This is a genomic window from Marinomonas rhizomae (assembly GCF_003315485.1).
GTDB lineage: Bacteria > Pseudomonadota > Gammaproteobacteria > Pseudomonadales > Marinomonadaceae > Marinomonas > Marinomonas rhizomae.
Map to the genome: position 1 here is coordinate 61,266 of NZ_QNSE01000015.1, position 15,862 is coordinate 77,127.

15 protein-coding genes are annotated in these 15,862 nt (G+C 45.4%); 3 read left to right on the forward strand and 12 right to left on the reverse strand.

The genetic code is table 11. The features are described from left to right. Positions 1 to 6: 6 nt before the first annotated feature. Both DFP80_RS17795 and DFP80_RS17800 read left to right on the forward strand, forming a co-directional pair. Positions 7 to 774 carry a helix-turn-helix domain-containing protein gene (locus tag DFP80_RS17795; protein WP_113918162.1) on the forward strand — a complete coding sequence of 256 codons (768 nt, stop codon included), beginning with the start codon at positions 7 to 9 and terminating at the stop codon, positions 772 to 774. 56 nt (positions 775 to 830) lie between these two features. Beyond that, positions 831 to 1,565, forward strand: a complete 735-nt coding sequence (locus tag DFP80_RS17800) for a hypothetical protein (RefSeq protein ID WP_113918163.1) — start codon at positions 831 to 833, stop codon at positions 1,563 to 1,565. A gap of 78 nt (positions 1,566 to 1,643) precedes the next feature. Here DFP80_RS17800 and DFP80_RS17805 read toward each other — a convergent pair whose 3' ends face one another. Together DFP80_RS17805 and DFP80_RS17810 are read right to left on the reverse strand one after the other, a co-directional pair. After that, entirely contained in the window at positions 1,644 to 2,177 is a 534-nt protein-coding gene (locus tag DFP80_RS17805; RefSeq protein WP_113918164.1) for a glutathione peroxidase, read from the reverse strand. A gap of 97 nt (positions 2,178 to 2,274) precedes the next feature. Beyond that, positions 2,275 to 3,618 carry an alpha/beta fold hydrolase gene (locus tag DFP80_RS17810; protein ID WP_113918165.1) on the reverse strand — a complete coding sequence of 448 codons (1,344 nt, stop codon included), beginning with the start codon at positions 3,616 to 3,618 and terminating at the stop codon, positions 2,275 to 2,277. Between the two features lie 273 nt (positions 3,619 to 3,891). Between DFP80_RS17810 and DFP80_RS17815 the strand changes: the two genes are divergently transcribed. Beyond that, positions 3,892 to 4,449 carry a CBS domain-containing protein gene (locus DFP80_RS17815; RefSeq protein WP_113918166.1) on the forward strand — a complete coding sequence of 186 codons (558 nt, stop codon included), beginning with the start codon at positions 3,892 to 3,894 and terminating at the stop codon, positions 4,447 to 4,449. A gap of 72 nt (positions 4,450 to 4,521) precedes the next feature. On the opposite strand, the gene DFP80_RS17820 is transcribed toward DFP80_RS17815, so the two are convergent. The 10 genes from DFP80_RS17820 to DFP80_RS17865 all read right to left on the reverse strand — a co-directional run bounded on the left by DFP80_RS17820 (position 4,522) and on the right by DFP80_RS17865 (position 15,861). Next, the gene (locus tag DFP80_RS17820; RefSeq protein WP_113918167.1) at positions 4,522 to 5,913 is read right to left on the reverse strand and encodes an NAD-dependent succinate-semialdehyde dehydrogenase; all 1,392 of its coding nucleotides are present in this window, start codon (positions 5,911 to 5,913) and stop codon (positions 4,522 to 4,524) included. Between the two features lie 12 nt (positions 5,914 to 5,925). After that, positions 5,926 to 7,203, reverse strand: coding sequence for an ectoine hydrolase (gene doeA / locus DFP80_RS17825; RefSeq protein ID WP_113918168.1), 1,278 nt, complete (start codon positions 7,201 to 7,203; stop codon positions 5,926 to 5,928). After that, entirely contained in the window at positions 7,200 to 8,459 is a 1,260-nt protein-coding gene (locus DFP80_RS17830) for an aspartate aminotransferase family protein (protein ID WP_113918169.1), read from the reverse strand. Before DFP80_RS17830 ends, doeA begins: the two co-directional genes overlap by 4 nt. A gap of 54 nt (positions 8,460 to 8,513) precedes the next feature. After that, entirely contained in the window at positions 8,514 to 9,686 is a 1,173-nt protein-coding gene (gene doeB2, locus DFP80_RS17835) for a N(2)-acetyl-L-2,4-diaminobutanoate deacetylase DoeB2 (protein ID WP_113918170.1), read from the reverse strand. Between the two features lie 561 nt (positions 9,687 to 10,247). Then, complete coding sequence (locus DFP80_RS17840; protein ID WP_113918171.1) at positions 10,248 to 11,693, reverse strand: aldehyde dehydrogenase; 1,446 nt, start codon at positions 11,691 to 11,693, stop codon at positions 10,248 to 10,250. 13 nt (positions 11,694 to 11,706) lie between these two features. Further along, complete coding sequence (locus DFP80_RS17845; RefSeq protein ID WP_113918172.1) at positions 11,707 to 12,492, reverse strand: coniferyl-alcohol dehydrogenase; 786 nt, start codon at positions 12,490 to 12,492, stop codon at positions 11,707 to 11,709. Positions 12,493 to 12,502: 10 nt separating this feature from the next. Beyond that, positions 12,503 to 13,507, reverse strand: a complete 1,005-nt coding sequence (locus DFP80_RS17850) for a branched-chain amino acid ABC transporter permease (protein ID WP_113918173.1) — start codon at positions 13,505 to 13,507, stop codon at positions 12,503 to 12,505. Further along, complete coding sequence (locus tag DFP80_RS17855; RefSeq protein WP_113918174.1) at positions 13,504 to 14,409, reverse strand: branched-chain amino acid ABC transporter permease; 906 nt, start codon at positions 14,407 to 14,409, stop codon at positions 13,504 to 13,506. The genes DFP80_RS17850 and DFP80_RS17855 overlap by 4 nt, the downstream gene beginning before the upstream one ends. After that, a complete protein-coding gene (locus DFP80_RS17860; RefSeq protein WP_113918175.1) occupies positions 14,409 to 15,128 on the reverse strand; it encodes an ABC transporter ATP-binding protein in 720 nt (239 codons plus the stop codon). Before DFP80_RS17860 ends, DFP80_RS17855 begins: the two co-directional genes overlap by 1 nt. Continuing rightward, entirely contained in the window at positions 15,112 to 15,861 is a 750-nt protein-coding gene (locus DFP80_RS17865) for an ABC transporter ATP-binding protein (RefSeq protein WP_113918176.1), read from the reverse strand. Before DFP80_RS17865 ends, DFP80_RS17860 begins: the two co-directional genes overlap by 17 nt. Position 15,862: the final 1 nt, after the last annotated feature.

The following is a 15,862-nucleotide window of genomic DNA, read 5'->3' on the forward strand; positions in this document are numbered from 1 at the left end:
ATTAATATGCCATCGCCCTTGTTGTTTGATATCCATTTTCCTCAAGGGCCACTTTCTCTATGGGTGCAGGCTATTTGGTCAGCCCAAGTTCCAGTGAATCAACAAACTGTTAAGCGTCGTTTATTTGCCGATGCGGGCAGTGGAATTTTGTTCAATCTTGGAGAGCCATTACTTGTTGATAATGAGGTTTGGCATGACCCTGTGGTGTTTCAATCAACCAATAAACAGGCCCATTTTATTCATTTACCAGCTGGCGCAGATTTAGCTGGTGTGCGTTTTCAGCCAGGAATGGGGAGCGTCTTTCAAACGGAGTTGGCAAAGCTTGAGAGTACTGTTAGGCCATTACAGACATCTGAATTTATTCAATCTTTAATGGTGTTGTTAGAAAATGGTCTGACTGTTCAAGACCGTATTAGCTTACTGTCTAACGCCTTTGATCAAGTGGTTTCTAATATGGTCCATATACACGACCCTGTTGTTAAGGCCATAGAGCTGCTGCAGCAATCTTCCCGAGTGGATTTGTTGGAGACGCTGCCTCTTAGTCAGCGGCAGATAGAGCGTCAGTTTCAGCGTCGCCTGAGCATGTCACCGAAATACTTTCAGAGGTTAAGGAGAGTGCGGGCGGTTTTGTTAGCCTTGAGGGAAGAAAAAAATCATTTTAGGCTGGCCGAGCTGGCTATTGAATATGGTTTCTCCGACCAAGCGCACATGACACGTGAGTGCCAATTAATTGCAGGCATTACCCCAAAACGTTATATGAAAAGTAAGCAATAGCCTTAGCTTGTTGATTTTTGATGGTGCCAATCGCTAAGTTTACTTATCATTAGTAAATGATAAGTAAACTCCAATATAAATCCATCTACCTTCCTGTATTCCTTATACTATGGCTGGGACTTTTTCTTGACAGCACGGCTTTGGCTGAGCAGGTTCAATATAATCAATGGATCACCAATGGCTTGGTGTTGTTGGTTTTCGCGTGGGTGTATTCTCGCGTCACGAGCAAAATCAAAAAATTGATGCAGTACGGCATTGTGCTGGCGCTTCTGGGTGAGGTGGTGTTTTCTATCTTGCTTGGAATGTATGAGTATCGTCTTGAAAATGTTCCGGTTTACGTGCCTCTTGGACATAGCCTTATTTATGCCGCTGTGTTTTATATCCAAAAAGAAAAGATTATTCAGCGTAATAAAGCGCGTGTCATTTCGATTTTGTATTGGGCAATGATTGGCTATTCAAGCCTTTGGTTGTTGTTCGATCAGGATGTATTTGGCTTTTTTTGTATGTTGGTGATTGTACTGCTGCTAAGAAAGAAAACTGGTAATGAGCTGTTTTTTCTTATCATGTTTTTCATGGTGGTGTATTTGGAATTGCTGGGAACCTATTATCAATGCTGGTTTTGGCCTGATACTTGGTTCGGTAAGGTGCCTTTCATTGCGAGCAGCAATCCGCCGAGTGGCATTAGCGTATTCTACTTTGGTTTTGATGTCGGTTGTTTGTGGATGTATAAAAAGCTTAATCGCCAAAAATGGAACCGAATGAAGATATTTAGACAAATCAGGTCTTCATAGACAAATCAGGTATTCATAGACAAAAAAGAGTCACGTTATTGGCGTGACTCTTTTTTTGTCTATGCTTTGCTTTAACGCTTATAGGTCGGCTTCAATGACAGCCACAAGCGCGTCATCTTTAGGTGTCACATCAGGTGAGAAACGCACAACCTTGCCTGCTTTGGTAATAAGGAATTTCTCGAAGTTCCAGACCACTTCCGGAGCTTTGGTCGCTTCGATTTTATGACCAGCCAACATAGTTTCCATAGCGTCACGGTTTGGTGTAACTGGGGCCGCTTTGATCAGACCTTGGTATAAAGGATGCTTATTTTCACCAGTAACCACAATCTTGCTAAACATCGGGAAAGTTACATCGTAAGTTAGGCTACAAAACTGTTGAATCTCCTCATTGCTACCAGGTTCTTGCCCCGCGAAATCGTTGGCAGGGAAACCAAGAATCTCCAAACCTCGCTCATTGTATTTTTTGTACAAGGCTTCAAGACCTTCGTACTGTGGTGTTAAGCCACATTTGGAAGCCACGTTAACGACCAAGACCGTTTTGCCTTGGTAAACAGATAGGTCAACGTTTTCCCCTTGGATGTTATTAACAGTTAAATCTAATACGTGACTCATGGAAACCTCTCATAGATGATAAAAACCAATTTGAAAATCGATTTAAGCGTAGCGTTTAATGCTTGGTTGAAATGTGAAGCAATTGCATAAATTTATGTTATGCCTGGTTTGGGCTTTTTAAAGGGCCGCCTTGGTCTAATAATAATTCACGTAATTTGCAGAACACCTCTGGCGATTGACGAACTCCGTCGTGTTCGTAGCTATTGGTAAGCCAGACTTGTGTGTTAGCAACTTGTTGGGCGGTTTTTAATGACAGCTCACGAGGCACGTACATGTCGTTGTGATACACAGCGGCGACAACGGGCACTTTGTTCTCGGCAAGCTTAGCCAGATCGTAAAGTGGTGCGTAGTCTTGGTAACCAGCTAGCGCATTAGCGGCTTCAGCAAAAGAGCGCAGCGACGTTATTTGCTCGAACATCCATGGATAAATCATTTCGCCTGTTAGCATCAAAGGCGAATGGGGCTTGTCGAGCTCACTAAATTGCTCACGCAGTTGTTGTGCTGCCCAACTGGTGCTTTCGTTGGGGCGGCCATAAATACTTTCATGAATCACCGCGAAAAGAGGACCTTCGTGATAACTGGTGATGTTCATGACTTGCTCTAAAAATACATCGCTAAGTCGAGTTTTATCACTGCCAGCAAAGGCTTCATCCACTAACCAATGTACTTGATCAATACCTGGCCCCATTCCCAATAGAATTCCGATGCTTTGGAAACGTTCTAGAGTAAGTTGGTCACCATCAGGTAAAAATATTTTTTCATCGGTTAAGCATTTTGCAATCTTTGCCATAACCTTGGCATCTTCTGGGTAGCGAGCATAATAGACTTGGTTTTTTTCGATCACCCGTTGATACGTTAGCTGATAAACTTCCTGCGCCGATTCTTCCAATCCAGCCAGTCCACCCGTTATATAGCACGCCGCTAGCCCTTCTGGTGCTTGAGACAAATAAGTCAGAGTGATAAAGCCACCGTAGCTTTGTCCTAATGTTTCGAATAAACGGCCACCATAAATCGTCTTACGTAAGTACTCACAGTCGGCTACTATGCTGTCGGCACGGAATTTAAGTAGGTAATCACGGCCTTCTTCGGCAGACAATTTACTGATTAGATTGGTATCAATTCGACTGCTGCGACCTGTACCACGTTGATCGATCAAAATAATACGGTGTGTTTTTAATGCTTCTGCCATCCAAGGCGGTGAAGATGGCATTGGGCGAGGGGACTTGCCACCAGGGCCACCTTGTAGAAAAAGCAACAAAGGCAATTCATCATCGGCGCGGTTTATGTCAACCACCTCACGGGCAAATAGCGTAATCATTGAGCTGTTATCAATATTTTCATTAGAGTGCTTGTTTGCGGGACGCCAATCCAATGGAACTTCTAGTTCGTGATTAGTAACGAGCATCCCTTTCATTTTGTACTCTTGACTGACTGCGTTCATATTTCCTCGTCACCTTAGCGTAGCGATTTTAAGTACTGGTCACTTTAGCACTGCCAGACATTTGAATTCGAACATTTTATCCATGGGGGTTGATTATTAAGGTGTTTTAGAATCTTTGAAAACAATACAGGCCCTCTTGTCGTATTGTTTCCTAGACTTGTAATTGTTATTTTTAGTGGCAATCTATTACTTTAAGCAAAATGATTAGATATGCTTATGGATGACACGGTCCATATTAGATTTACGACAAGACAGCCTACGGAGTGCCTTTATATGAAAACACTAGATTTTTACCCTACAACAGAAATTGATGAATTGGCTTGGCCTGAAGAAAACTACGACCTTACAATCGATTCTCCTGCGTTGCTTTTTTTCACGGATTTTCAAAACAACAAACCTTTGGTCGTTGAGTCCACATCATCAGTATTGAATGTCAAAGAGCTTATGCAAAAAGAGCATGTGAGATTGAAATTTGTCATTGATGATAAAAAGCATTTTATTGGTGTGGTGAGTGCTGATGATCTAATCGAACGAAAAATCGTTCAAAAAGTATCGGAAGGTTTAGAAAGAGCTGAGATTGTTGTCGCTGAACTCATGACAGCTAAAAAGAACCTAAAAGCATTAGATTGGCAAGATATCTCCACGGCTACCATTTCTGATGTAATCCGCGCTCTAAAAAATGACGGTGAACGTCACTGCCTTGTTATTGATCGTGAAAATCACAAAATCCGAGGCATTTTCTCAGCCAGTGATATTTCACGCAGACTTCGTCTTAACATCGATATTCAAGAAAAAACCAGCTTCTCTAAAGTATTTACCGCAACACTGTAAAAACAAATTAAGACAGTTTTTTTTATTTAGTGATAAGAAGAGCCTCAAGTGAGGCTCTTCTTATATGTAATGCTAAGCAATCCAAATCTGTTGCACGTTGACAAACTCGCGGATGCCTTGCGGGCCAAGTTCGCGGCCATAACCGGATTTACCTATTCCTCCTGACGGTAACCTAGGATCACTTTTTACAATGCCATTGACGGCAATTTGACCAGACTCAAGGGTTAGAATCGCTTGATCTATGGCGGTTTGGCTGCGAGTCCAAATACTCGCACCTAAGCCGTATTCTGTGTCGTTTGCCAGTTCCAGCGCTTGATCAATCGTATCAATTGGCGTCACGCTGAGAACGGGTCCAAAGGTCTCTTCTTCAAATACTGTCATGCCCGGTTTTACATCGACCAATAACGTTGGTGGATAAAAGAAGCCTGAGCGAGAGGGCAAATCGCCGCCTGTTAAACAGCGAGCACCCGCGTTGATGCTTTGGGATACTTGGCGATGCAGTTGATCTCGTAAGTCTTCTCTTGCTAGTGGCCCTAGATTATTACTCTCGTCTCTTGGATCGCCACATTTAAGATTACTAAAGCGCTCTCGTAGGGCATTACAGACTTCGTTATAAACCGACCTTTCGACAAACAAGCGTTTTACTGAGATACACGATTGTCCCGCATTGACCATACGTGACAGAGTAATTATATCGAGTGCTTTTTCCAAATCTGCATCGGCCATCAAAATACAAGGATCGGAACCACCCAGTTCTAATACCGCTGGTTTTAATCCCGCTGCTGCTTGTGAGGCAATGAATTGTCCTGCCTTACTGGAGCCAGTAAAAGACACCGCTTTCACTTTTGGGTGATCGATCATTTTACTCGCCACTGCGTTTGTTACTGCCAAGTTGGTGACCACGTTTTCAGGTACGCCAGCTTGATAAAAACATTCGACCAATGTATTTGCTGTAGCAGGTACATTGGGGTCGGCTTTTAGTACACAAGTGTTGCCCGCCATTAATGCCGGTGCCAGAAAACGCAATGCCAACCAAACCGGTGCGTTCCAAGGCAAGATACCTAGAACTGTGCCTAGAGGAGGGTATTGTACATAACTGTGACTTGCGTCTGATTCTAGCGTTTCAGGTGTCAGGAATGCTTCGCCGTTGTCGGCGTAATACTCAGCACACCACGCGCTTTTCTCGACTTCGGCAATGCCTTCTTTAACCGGCTTTCCCATTTCCAGTGCCATTAAATCGGCGAGCTCGTTTTTGTTCTCTCGTAGTGAAGCTGCAACGGCTTTCAATATGGCAGCGCGTTTTTGGAAGCTTGTGGCTTTCCAGCCAGCAAAACCTGCTGCCACCTTATCAATGGCGGAGTGCGCTTCGTCTAGCGTCAAAGCGGTACAAGGAGGTAAGGCTTGCCCAGTCGTTGGATTAATGCATTCAAGCCTTGCTGTTTCTAATTTGGCTGCTGTAAACATAGTCACCTCCTATTAGCTGGCCGCTTTTTCGGCTTGCTTGGTGTTCGGTTTTGTTTTCTTGACTTCCTCTTTAACTGGTACGCTGCTGGGCAGCTCGATCGCTTTCTTTTCCTGAGGTTTAGTCTCTGCAAATTTAATCGTGAAGTCACGGTCCATGCTGAAGAAAGATCGGCAGCCGTCTTCGGTAATTTCGATGGTATCGGAAATACCACAGGTTTTATCGCCTTCAATGCCCCACATCCATGGAATCATGTGGAAGGTCATGCCCGGTTTTAATACCGCAGAATTGCCTTGTTTCAAGCTGATGATATAGCCTTCATCCCAGCTTGGAGGGAAAGCAATGCCGATCGAATAGCCTGAACGGGTAATCAAACTTGCCCCCACTTGGTTGTCCATAATGATATTACGCACCATATTATCTACGTCTGACACTGTCATTCCCGGTTGTACCACACGGTGAATTTCATTGAGCGCGCGTTTCATGATTTCCTGAGATTGATACATGGCATCGGATAACTCGCCAAGAATCACGGTGCGCATCATGGCGGTGTGATAACGGCGATAACAACCACCGACTTCTAAGAAGACATGCTCGCCAGCTTGTACTGTGCGCCCTTCGAAGGTGGCGTGACCAATCATGGTTCTTGGGCCTGATGTGACATATGGCATCACGGCTGGTGTTTCACCACCAGCACGGAACATAGCCGCGGCGATTTCCGCACCTATCTCATTCTCTGTAATGCCGGGACGACAAATCTCGATGCCAGCTTTCATGCCAGCTTCTGTGGCGAGCGCCGCTCGACGCATCACCATAATTTCTTCTTGAGATTTGCAGATTCGACCTTCTTCGACAATGCCAAAACAGTCCATCAATTTGGCATCTCGCAAGGTGGTGTGAATGCAATCCTGCTGATAAGCGGGGAAAAAGTAACTATTACGCTCATAACCAATGCGTTTATTGCCTAAACCAAATTCACGTAACGCATCCACCAGCATTTGAATCGCATCGCCCGTATCAGGGTAAGGTCGAGTGACCTCTACCCAAGTGCGAGCAAAGATATTGGATTCTTCCAATGCACGAGTGATCATAAATGGCTCTTTTTCGAGCGGAATTACCAACGCCTGAAAAAAGGAATAGCCGGTCGTTTGGTAATCCGTTAAATAAGCAATATTTTCCGGATCGGTGATGACAATCGCATCCAAACGCCGTTCGGCAATGCGAGCTCGTAATTCACCTAAACGACGCTGATACTCAGCGAAAGTAAATGTCATATCATCGCGTTCAATCATGCGGCTTCCTCCATTACAAAACGTACAGCGCTTTTTAAAATATCTAAGCCTTCAGCTAGATCGGCTTCTGGAATGGTCAAGGGTGGAATAATCTTTAATACTCGACCGCCACTGCCGCAAGCACCAAGCATCAGGCCCTTATGGAAACAACGTTGTACGACTTTCGCTGCCACTTCGCCACTGCCCATATCCAAACCAAGAATTAAACCTTTGCCGCGCAGTTCTTTGGCGCTGTTCTCGCTTACTAAGGGTTCTAATGCGTTACGTACGGTTTTGACTTTATCGATGACTTCTTTCATCAGTTTATCGTCTTCAAAGTAGCTCAAGGCAACTTCACCCGCGACAAACGACAAATTCTGTCCACGGAAGGTGCCAGTGTGTTCGCCTGGTGACCAATGTTTGTCCAAATCGGGATGCACTAAGTTCATTGCCATCGGAGTACCTGCGCCACCAATACCTTTTGCCAAGGTAATAATGTCTGGCGTAATGCCCATATCATCAAAACTGAAATACGACCCAGTACGGCCACAGCCCACTTGAATATCATCGACGATCAGTACAGAGCCAAATTCTTTGGCGAGCTTCTCTAATTTCTGCATCCACTCTTTGCTGGCGACATTAACACCGCCTTCCGCTTGAATCGTTTCAACCATGAAAGCCGCTGGTGGTTTGATGCCACTGGATGGATCACGATACTGATTCGCCAATGCATCTAATGCCGTCAGTGACGATTCTTGGTCGTGTTCTTGATCGAATAATTCGTGGCTGACATGCAGTAAGGGAACGCCGGAAGCTTGACGGAAATATTCGTTTGCAGTCGCCGCTAAGGCGCCAAGCGTCATGCCGTGAAAGCCTTGGCTAAAGGCAACAATGTTGTGTCTGCCTGTCGCGTTACGTGCCAGCTTCATTGCTGCTTCTACTGCGTTGGTACCTGTTGGTCCCATGAATTGCATGTGATGAGGCATGTTTCTAGGAACAAGAATGACATCGGTAAACTTCTGCATAAAATTGGCTTTGGCTTGAGTTTGCATATCCAAACTGTGAAGCACGCCATCTTTTTGCATGTAATCGATCATCGCTTCTTTCATGTGTGGGTTGTTATGACCAAAGTTAAGCACCCCAGCGCCAGCGAAGAAATCAATATATTCCTTACCATCTTCGTCAATCTGACGAGAGTTTTTTGCCGTAACAAAAACCGTAGGGTACGTGCGAGCGTAAGCTCGAATGTTGGATTCTCGTTGTTCGAAAATACTCATATCGTCTCCTTATGAATTAACTATTCATTTGCTGTTTTGGTTGTGCTGTTTGGTTTATTGCTTTGGTAGTGATTCATCGCTAAGGCCTGCGAGTTGGCAAAACCAACGGCAGACATCGGCAATCAATCGATCATTGAAATCGTAATGTGGACTGTGGCAAGCCACGTTGTGTCCTTCGCCATCGTCGCTGCCAATCAGGGCAAATGCACCGGGAATGGCTTGCAAATAGTAGCTAAAGTCTTCCGACGCCATGATGGGGAGAGCTTGTCTGTGATTGAAGGATTCCTCTCCATAAAGCGACTGCCACAGCTGACGAGCGTTGGTTGCTTGATCTTTGTGGTTAATAGTCGCTTGATAGCGCATGTCATGTTGTACCACCGATTCCACGCCATAAGCTGCTGCAGTATGCGTCGCTATATCGGTAATCTGTTGGTTAATTAGCTTGCGGGTTGCTTCGTCAGGCACACGAATACTGCCGCTTAACATCGCTGTTTCAGGAATCACTGTTGGCGCGGTTCCCCCATGGATTTGCGTCACGCTGATCACCGCTGTTGCTTGTGGTGCAATGCGTCGACTGACAATTTGCTGTAACGCCACATTTACCGCGCTGGCGGCTAACAAAGGATCAGCGCACAATTCGGGTTGACTGGCGTGACCACCACGACCTTTGAAAGTGATACTAAAGGTGCCGTTTCCGCACATTACAATATCATCAGGGCAAGCTATCGTGCCGTAAGGAAGGGCAGGCCAGTTGTGCCAACCGTAAATCGCACCAATGTTTTCCAATGCGCCATCTTTGATCATTTCTCGAGCGCCATGAAAACCTTCTTCAGCAGGTTGAAAGATCAATACCACAGGTTGAGGGAGTTCAGCTTCAAACTGTTTCAACCAGCGTGCAGTTGCCAACAAAGTGGCAGTATGACCATCGTGACCGCAAGCGTGCATGCAGCCGTGATTAACTGATTGCCATTCTTTGCCTGTTTGCTCGTCAATGGGTAAAGCATCCATATCACCACGCAAGCCAATTGCCGAGCCTTCGGCGTCTTTGTTCAACCATGCGATAGTGCCGGTATCAGCGCAAGCCCGCCATGGGATGCCCAATTCATCGAGTTGACTTCGTACTAATTGTGCTGTGTTTTTCTCTTGCCAGCTGAGCTCGGGATGAGCGTGTAATTTTTTACGTAATTTTTCAGCGAAGAGAATATTTTCTTGCCATCGTTTTTTCATCTGCGCCTCCCTGAAAAGAGCTGTTTAAACTTTTTAAATAAGAAATCTTCATACAGTAGTAATTAAATATTTATAGGGTTGCAAGTGGTAGAAATTAAAAAAATGTCAAGAAAAAGAAAAATAAGCAGGGAAATAAGCGTAAATAAATCAAAAAAAACGCTCAAAACAAACACATAGGGAAATATGAAAATAAAATCAAAAAAACTAAAATTCACATTTCAATCAATGAAATAGATGCTTTATTTGTGCTCTAAAAATGTGCCTAATCGCCCTAAAAATAAGCGTTTAGCTGTCAAATTAATTGTTTTTAATAGATGTCATGTCTAATGATTAGTAATGTAAGTTAATTAGTTTAAAATAATTACATATCTAATTATTTATGTTGAAAGGTTATTTTATAGTTATGTTTTCTGTGAAAAATAACTGGTTTTCGAGTGGGTTGTTATTGAATTTAAAATTGAAGATGAGGTTGTGATTTAATCGCTATAGAAATGCCAGCCTATTTATTAATAGGCTGGCACGGTTTTATATATTGGATTAGGTTTTATATTTTATAACTATTTAAAATGGGTAATGCTGTTTTGGGTCTTCTACCGTAATCCAACGCGAATCGGTAAATTCTGCTATCCCTGCTTTCCCACCAAAACGACCATACCCAGAATCACTAACGCCACCAAATGGCATCTGAGGCTCATCGCCTACGGTGGGTCCATTGATATGGCAAATACCACTGTTTATAGCATTCGCACAGGCGAGCGCACGATTGATATCCTGTGAAAATACCGCCGCTGATAATCCATACTCACTGTCATTGGCGACCTTAATCGCTTCTTCATCCCCATTGACGCGAATGATGGATTTCACCGGCCCAAAACTTTCTTCTGTATAAATGCGCATCGATTGATTAACACCATCCAATAGGGTTGCAGAGAACATGGCGCCATCGTTTTCACCGCCACACACCAACTTAGCCCCTTTTGAAACCGCATCATCGATTAATGCCTGCATTTTATCTGACACTTCAGGATTGACGAGAGAACCTAACACCACGGCTTCTCTGGGGTTTCCCCATGGTAATGTCGATGCACGAGCCACTAATTTCGCGACAAAATCATCAGCAATGCTGGCATCGACAATAACACGCTCGGTAGACATACAGATTTGCCCTTGGTTCATGAACGCACCAAAAATAGCGGCATTGACCGCCCCCTCTATGTCCGCATCCGATAAGACGAGAAGAGGCGCTTTACCACCGAGCTCTAGCAAAGCGGGTTTCAAGTTTTCACCAGCAAGACGGCCAATAATACGACCAACCGGACTCGACCCAGTGAAATTAACATGGCGTACTTCTGGTGCCTCAATTAACGCTTTAACAATGCTTGCCGCCTCACTTGGGTCATTCGAAAGAAGATTGACAACACCAGCAGGAAATCCAGCTTCTAAGAAGCAGTCGATAATCAAACGATGGGTAAGAGGACAAAATTCTGAACTTTTTAGAATGACGGTATTACCGCATGCCAAAGGAGTCGCAATGGCTCTAGCCCCTAGAATAATAGGGGCATTCCATGGAGCGATGGCCAAGCAAACACCTTTCGGTTTATTTACCGACATGGCTAACGTGCCAGGTTTATTAGATGGGATGACTTCTCCGCCCATTTGTGTGGTCAAGGCGGCCGCTTCACGAATGTGCCCTGCAGCTAGCATGACGTTAAAACCAGCCCAAGGCCCTGTCGCTCCCGTTTCAGTGATCATAGCGGCAATAAATTCATCTTGCTTAGCCTCCATAATATCGGCGGCTTTATTCAGTAGATTACGGCGTTCTGTCGGTCCTGTTTGCGCCCACGCAGGGAAAGCCTTGTTGGCAGCATTGGTAATCGCATTGACATCATCAATCGTCGCGGCGGCGGAGGTAGAAGCGATGGCTCCCGTCACTGGGTCTAAACGGTTATATTCTTTGTGGTCACTGGATGCTTGATCATTACCGCCAATGCTTAATAAAACAGTCATAGTCTTTTCCTTTTTATAAGTTCAATTCTTCAATGGTAACGGAGGCTTCTAGCCCTCCATCAGTAGCAATGTTATTTCCATTTACCCAACGAGCGGCATCTGAGCAAAGGAACAAGATAACCGGTGCGATATCCGCCGCTGTGCCAGCACGACCAACCCGATCAACGTCAGAATTAACACGTTGATCACCGAGTACTTGACGGAACTGTGTCAAAATAGGCGTTTCTACAGGGCCTGGTGACACGGCATTAACACGAATATGGCGAGATTTAAAAATAGGTTGGTGCGCCGCCAGCATGGTCCAAACCAAGAGTATTTCCTTGGAAATCGGGTAGCCAAGCTCATTGGGAATAGAAAAGTCTTGTAACAATTGTGTTGAATCTGGGAAGCCATCTAACTTGGCGATTGCGGAGGCCCGCTGGGTGTTTTGCCTCCAACCAAATCCGGCCATTGAAGCAACGTTAATAATGCTTCCGCCACTGCGAATTTTTGTTGCCAGACCTTCTGATAAGGCTTTCAAACCAAAAAAATTAATCGCGAGTGTAATCGCTGCGCCACCTGTTCCAGAAACACCTGCTACATTACAAAGCGCGTCTATGCTGTCAGGCAGCGCACTGATAATTTGGTCGACACCGGCTTGGTTTGAAATATCGCCTTGTAAAAAAGTCCCTATGTTGTGAGTAGGTTTCACAACATCAATGCCGATAACGTCTGCGCCCATTTGGGCGGCCAGCTCTGCCGTACGTTGACCGATTCCACTGGCGACACCAGTCACTACGATGGTTTTACCGAATAACATAACGATCTCCTTATTTGTTTTTGGAATGAGAATCAGGTATCAAGCCAGTCACTTGATAGCCCACCGGTACCAAGGTGATACCTAAACGAGTTTCAATGGCCTCCCAAATGCCTTTGGGAAGAAATAACGAACACAACATCGCCACCGCGCCTAAGCCAACGAGGTACCAAACACCAGTCGCGGCAAACCATGTTTCCACCGAAAAAAACAGTAAGGCCCCTAGAATGGCCCCTTCAAATCGACCTAATCCGCCCACTAACACCATGAAGATCATGTAAGCTGTCCATTGCACTGAGAAATAGGTTTTGGGTTGGAAAGAGGAAGCTTGGGCTAACCATAAAGCGCCAGCGAGTGCCGTGCCGAATGCGGCAAAAATGAAGAACCATTTTTTTACCTTCTCTGCATCAACGCCGATTGAGTCGGCCGCTTCTTCATTGTCTCGTATGGCTTGCATTGCAATACCGGCTTTTGAGCGCAACAAGTAGAACAAGCCCAGTAATAGGCCAGACATACTCACCAATGCCGCGAAGTAAATGAGGAGTCGACGGTTTCCGATGGTGTACTGATTGAGTGCTATCAATGAAATGCCCGTTTCGCCTTGAATTAACGGATCGAGATTCACCAATAGATGCCCAATGGAAGCGAGCACCCACATGCCTATTGCAAATTCACCGGCTTTAAGGCGTAGCATAAAAGTCGAAATGGGCCAGCTAAGCAAGCCAACCAAACACGCGGCGGCTAGCAGAGCAACAAACGGGGATATGCCCATGTTGGTGATGCGGATCGTGGCATACGCACCTAAGCCAAAAAACAGTTGCTGGCCAATCGATATCAAACCACCAAATCCGGCCAACGTATTCCACATGGCCGCCATAATGATGTAAATGAACAGCACGGTCAGGCGTTCCATGACATTATTAGAGGCAAACGATGGCAATAGAATGAGTGCAATGAAGACAGCAGCCACAACATAAAGCGTCATTTTTGAATAAGCGTTAGAACGTTTTATCTTCATGCTGCGTTTTCCCCTTTGTTGCGTTTCGCGAACCAGTGCTTGAGAGAAAAAACATCACGATTGAAATAAATCCGAGCAAACAAAAAGATCAAGAACATAAAATGCCCCCCCAGCAAAAAGCCCTGAGGATGGATAAGGGCACCGATACTTTGTGCGATCGCAAGAATAATCCCACCTAAAAACACGCCCCATAGTGAGCTTGCTCCGCCAATGATGGTGGCTTCAAAGGCAAACAAGAGTTGCGGGCCGCCAGCGTAAGCATCAAAGGTGCCTCTCAGCCCAAGCGCCGTTCCTGAGATCGCTACCGTCATCATGGCGATGGCGGCAGAAATAGCTGCGATTTTTCGCGCATCAATGCCCACCAGCCCAGCTGTATCTGGGTCAAACGCTGTGGCCCTTATTTGACGGCCAAGTGGTGTAAATCTCAGGACAAGGTCTAGGCCACCAATGACGACAATAGCGGTTATCAAAACAATAACGGGCAGTTTACCGATCCATAAACCGAATATTTCGTAAGATTCCCAACTTAAATCCCCAAGGTAAGGAGACAAAGAGCGAGTATTGGCCCCAAATTGTTGGAACAACAGGTTATCAATCACAATGGCCAGACCAAACGTGGTTAGTACGGGCAAGAGCTCACCGCCTTTTGTCGCTCGCTCCAAAATTACGCGTTGTAGCAAGAGTCCGATGATTGCCATGATAGGAAGAATCATCAGTACACTGATAAAGGGGGAAAGAGCCAATGCATCGGTGATTTCCCACACTAGGTAAGCACTCAAAATAGCCAAGGATCCATGCGCTAAATTGATGATGCGCATTACTTGAAACATAAACGCAAGCCCACAAGCGACTAAAGCATAATAGCCTCCGAGTAAAATGGCTTGAACAAGACTATTCATCATTATGACGCCTCCTGTTTGCTTGATGGATGCAGCCCAAAATAAGCTTGAGTAATTTCTTCTTTGTTTGTATCGCTGGTGAGTTTGTCGAGAACGACTCGGCCTTCTAGCATGCAAATCGTCCGCTTCGAAAAACGCATGGCTCGCTCTAAATCTTGCTCGACAAGTAAAATGGTGGTGCCCGCGTCTTTGAGACTTTCCATCGAGTCGTAGACTTGATCCACCACCAGAGGTGATAACCCCAGACTGACTTCGTCCAAAATCAGAAAATCAGGGTTTGACATGAGTGCACGCCCAATGGCTGTCGCTTGTTGTTCACCACCCGATAAATTCCCCGTTTCGGCATGGCGACGCTTGACCAGATTTGGAAACGTCGAAAAGATACGCTCGATATTCCAATCGCCTGAGCGTTTAACCGTGGAACCCAGTAACAAATTTTCTTCCACCGTCATATCGGAAAACAAACGACGCCCTTCTGGCACCAATGACAAACCTTGTTGTACACGACGACTGGATGAGGTATTCGTAATCTCTTGTTGCTTGAAGAGCAAACGGCCAGAGTGAATTGGCAACGCGCCTGCGATGGCTCTTAGCAAGGTGGATTTTCCAGCACCATTGGCACCGATAAGTGACACTATATCCCCTTTAGCAATCTCCATAGACACGCCTTGCACGGCGCGAAACTGTCCGTAGCGTACATCTAAATTACTCACCGACAGCATGATCTGTTCCTCCCATATAGGCTTTCATTACCTGTTTATTGGACATCACGTCATCAGGGTGGCCTTGAGCAATGATCTGGCCACTGTCCATACAGATGAGCGTCTTCGCAACCCGAAGTAAAATGTGAACAATGTGCTCTATCCAGACAATGCCAATGCCGCGCTCACGCAACGTTAAAATGGTATCAACGAGCTGCAAGGCTTCGGCATCGGTTAAACCGCCACCAATTTCATCAAGAAAAAGTAACTTTGGTTGGGTGGCTAACGCTCGAGCGAGCTCTAGTCGTTTACGGTCTAGCAAACCAATACTGTCGGCTTCGCGGTTGGCTAATGACAACATACCGCACAGTTTTATGGATTCGAGTGCAATGTCATAGGCTGTCTCGCGGCTACTTGTGGCCGAATGAATCGCCGCCACGAAGACATTTTCAAAGACAGTGATTCCAGAAAAGGGTTTTGGAATTTGGTGTGTTCTCACCAGTCCTTGCTTTGCTCTTTCTCGAGCGGGTATTCGGGTAATGTCTTCATTATTAAGTGTAATCTGGCCGCTAGTTGGAGCCTGAGCGCCAGATAACACGCTGAGTAAGGTCGACTTTCCTGCGCCATTAGGCCCAACGATGCCAATGGCATCGTTGGTATCCATAGAAAAATCAATCCCATTCAACACTTGCACGCTTCCGAAAGACTTATGAATCCCCGTTGCCTGTAATTGTGAATATGGCGTTAATATCACG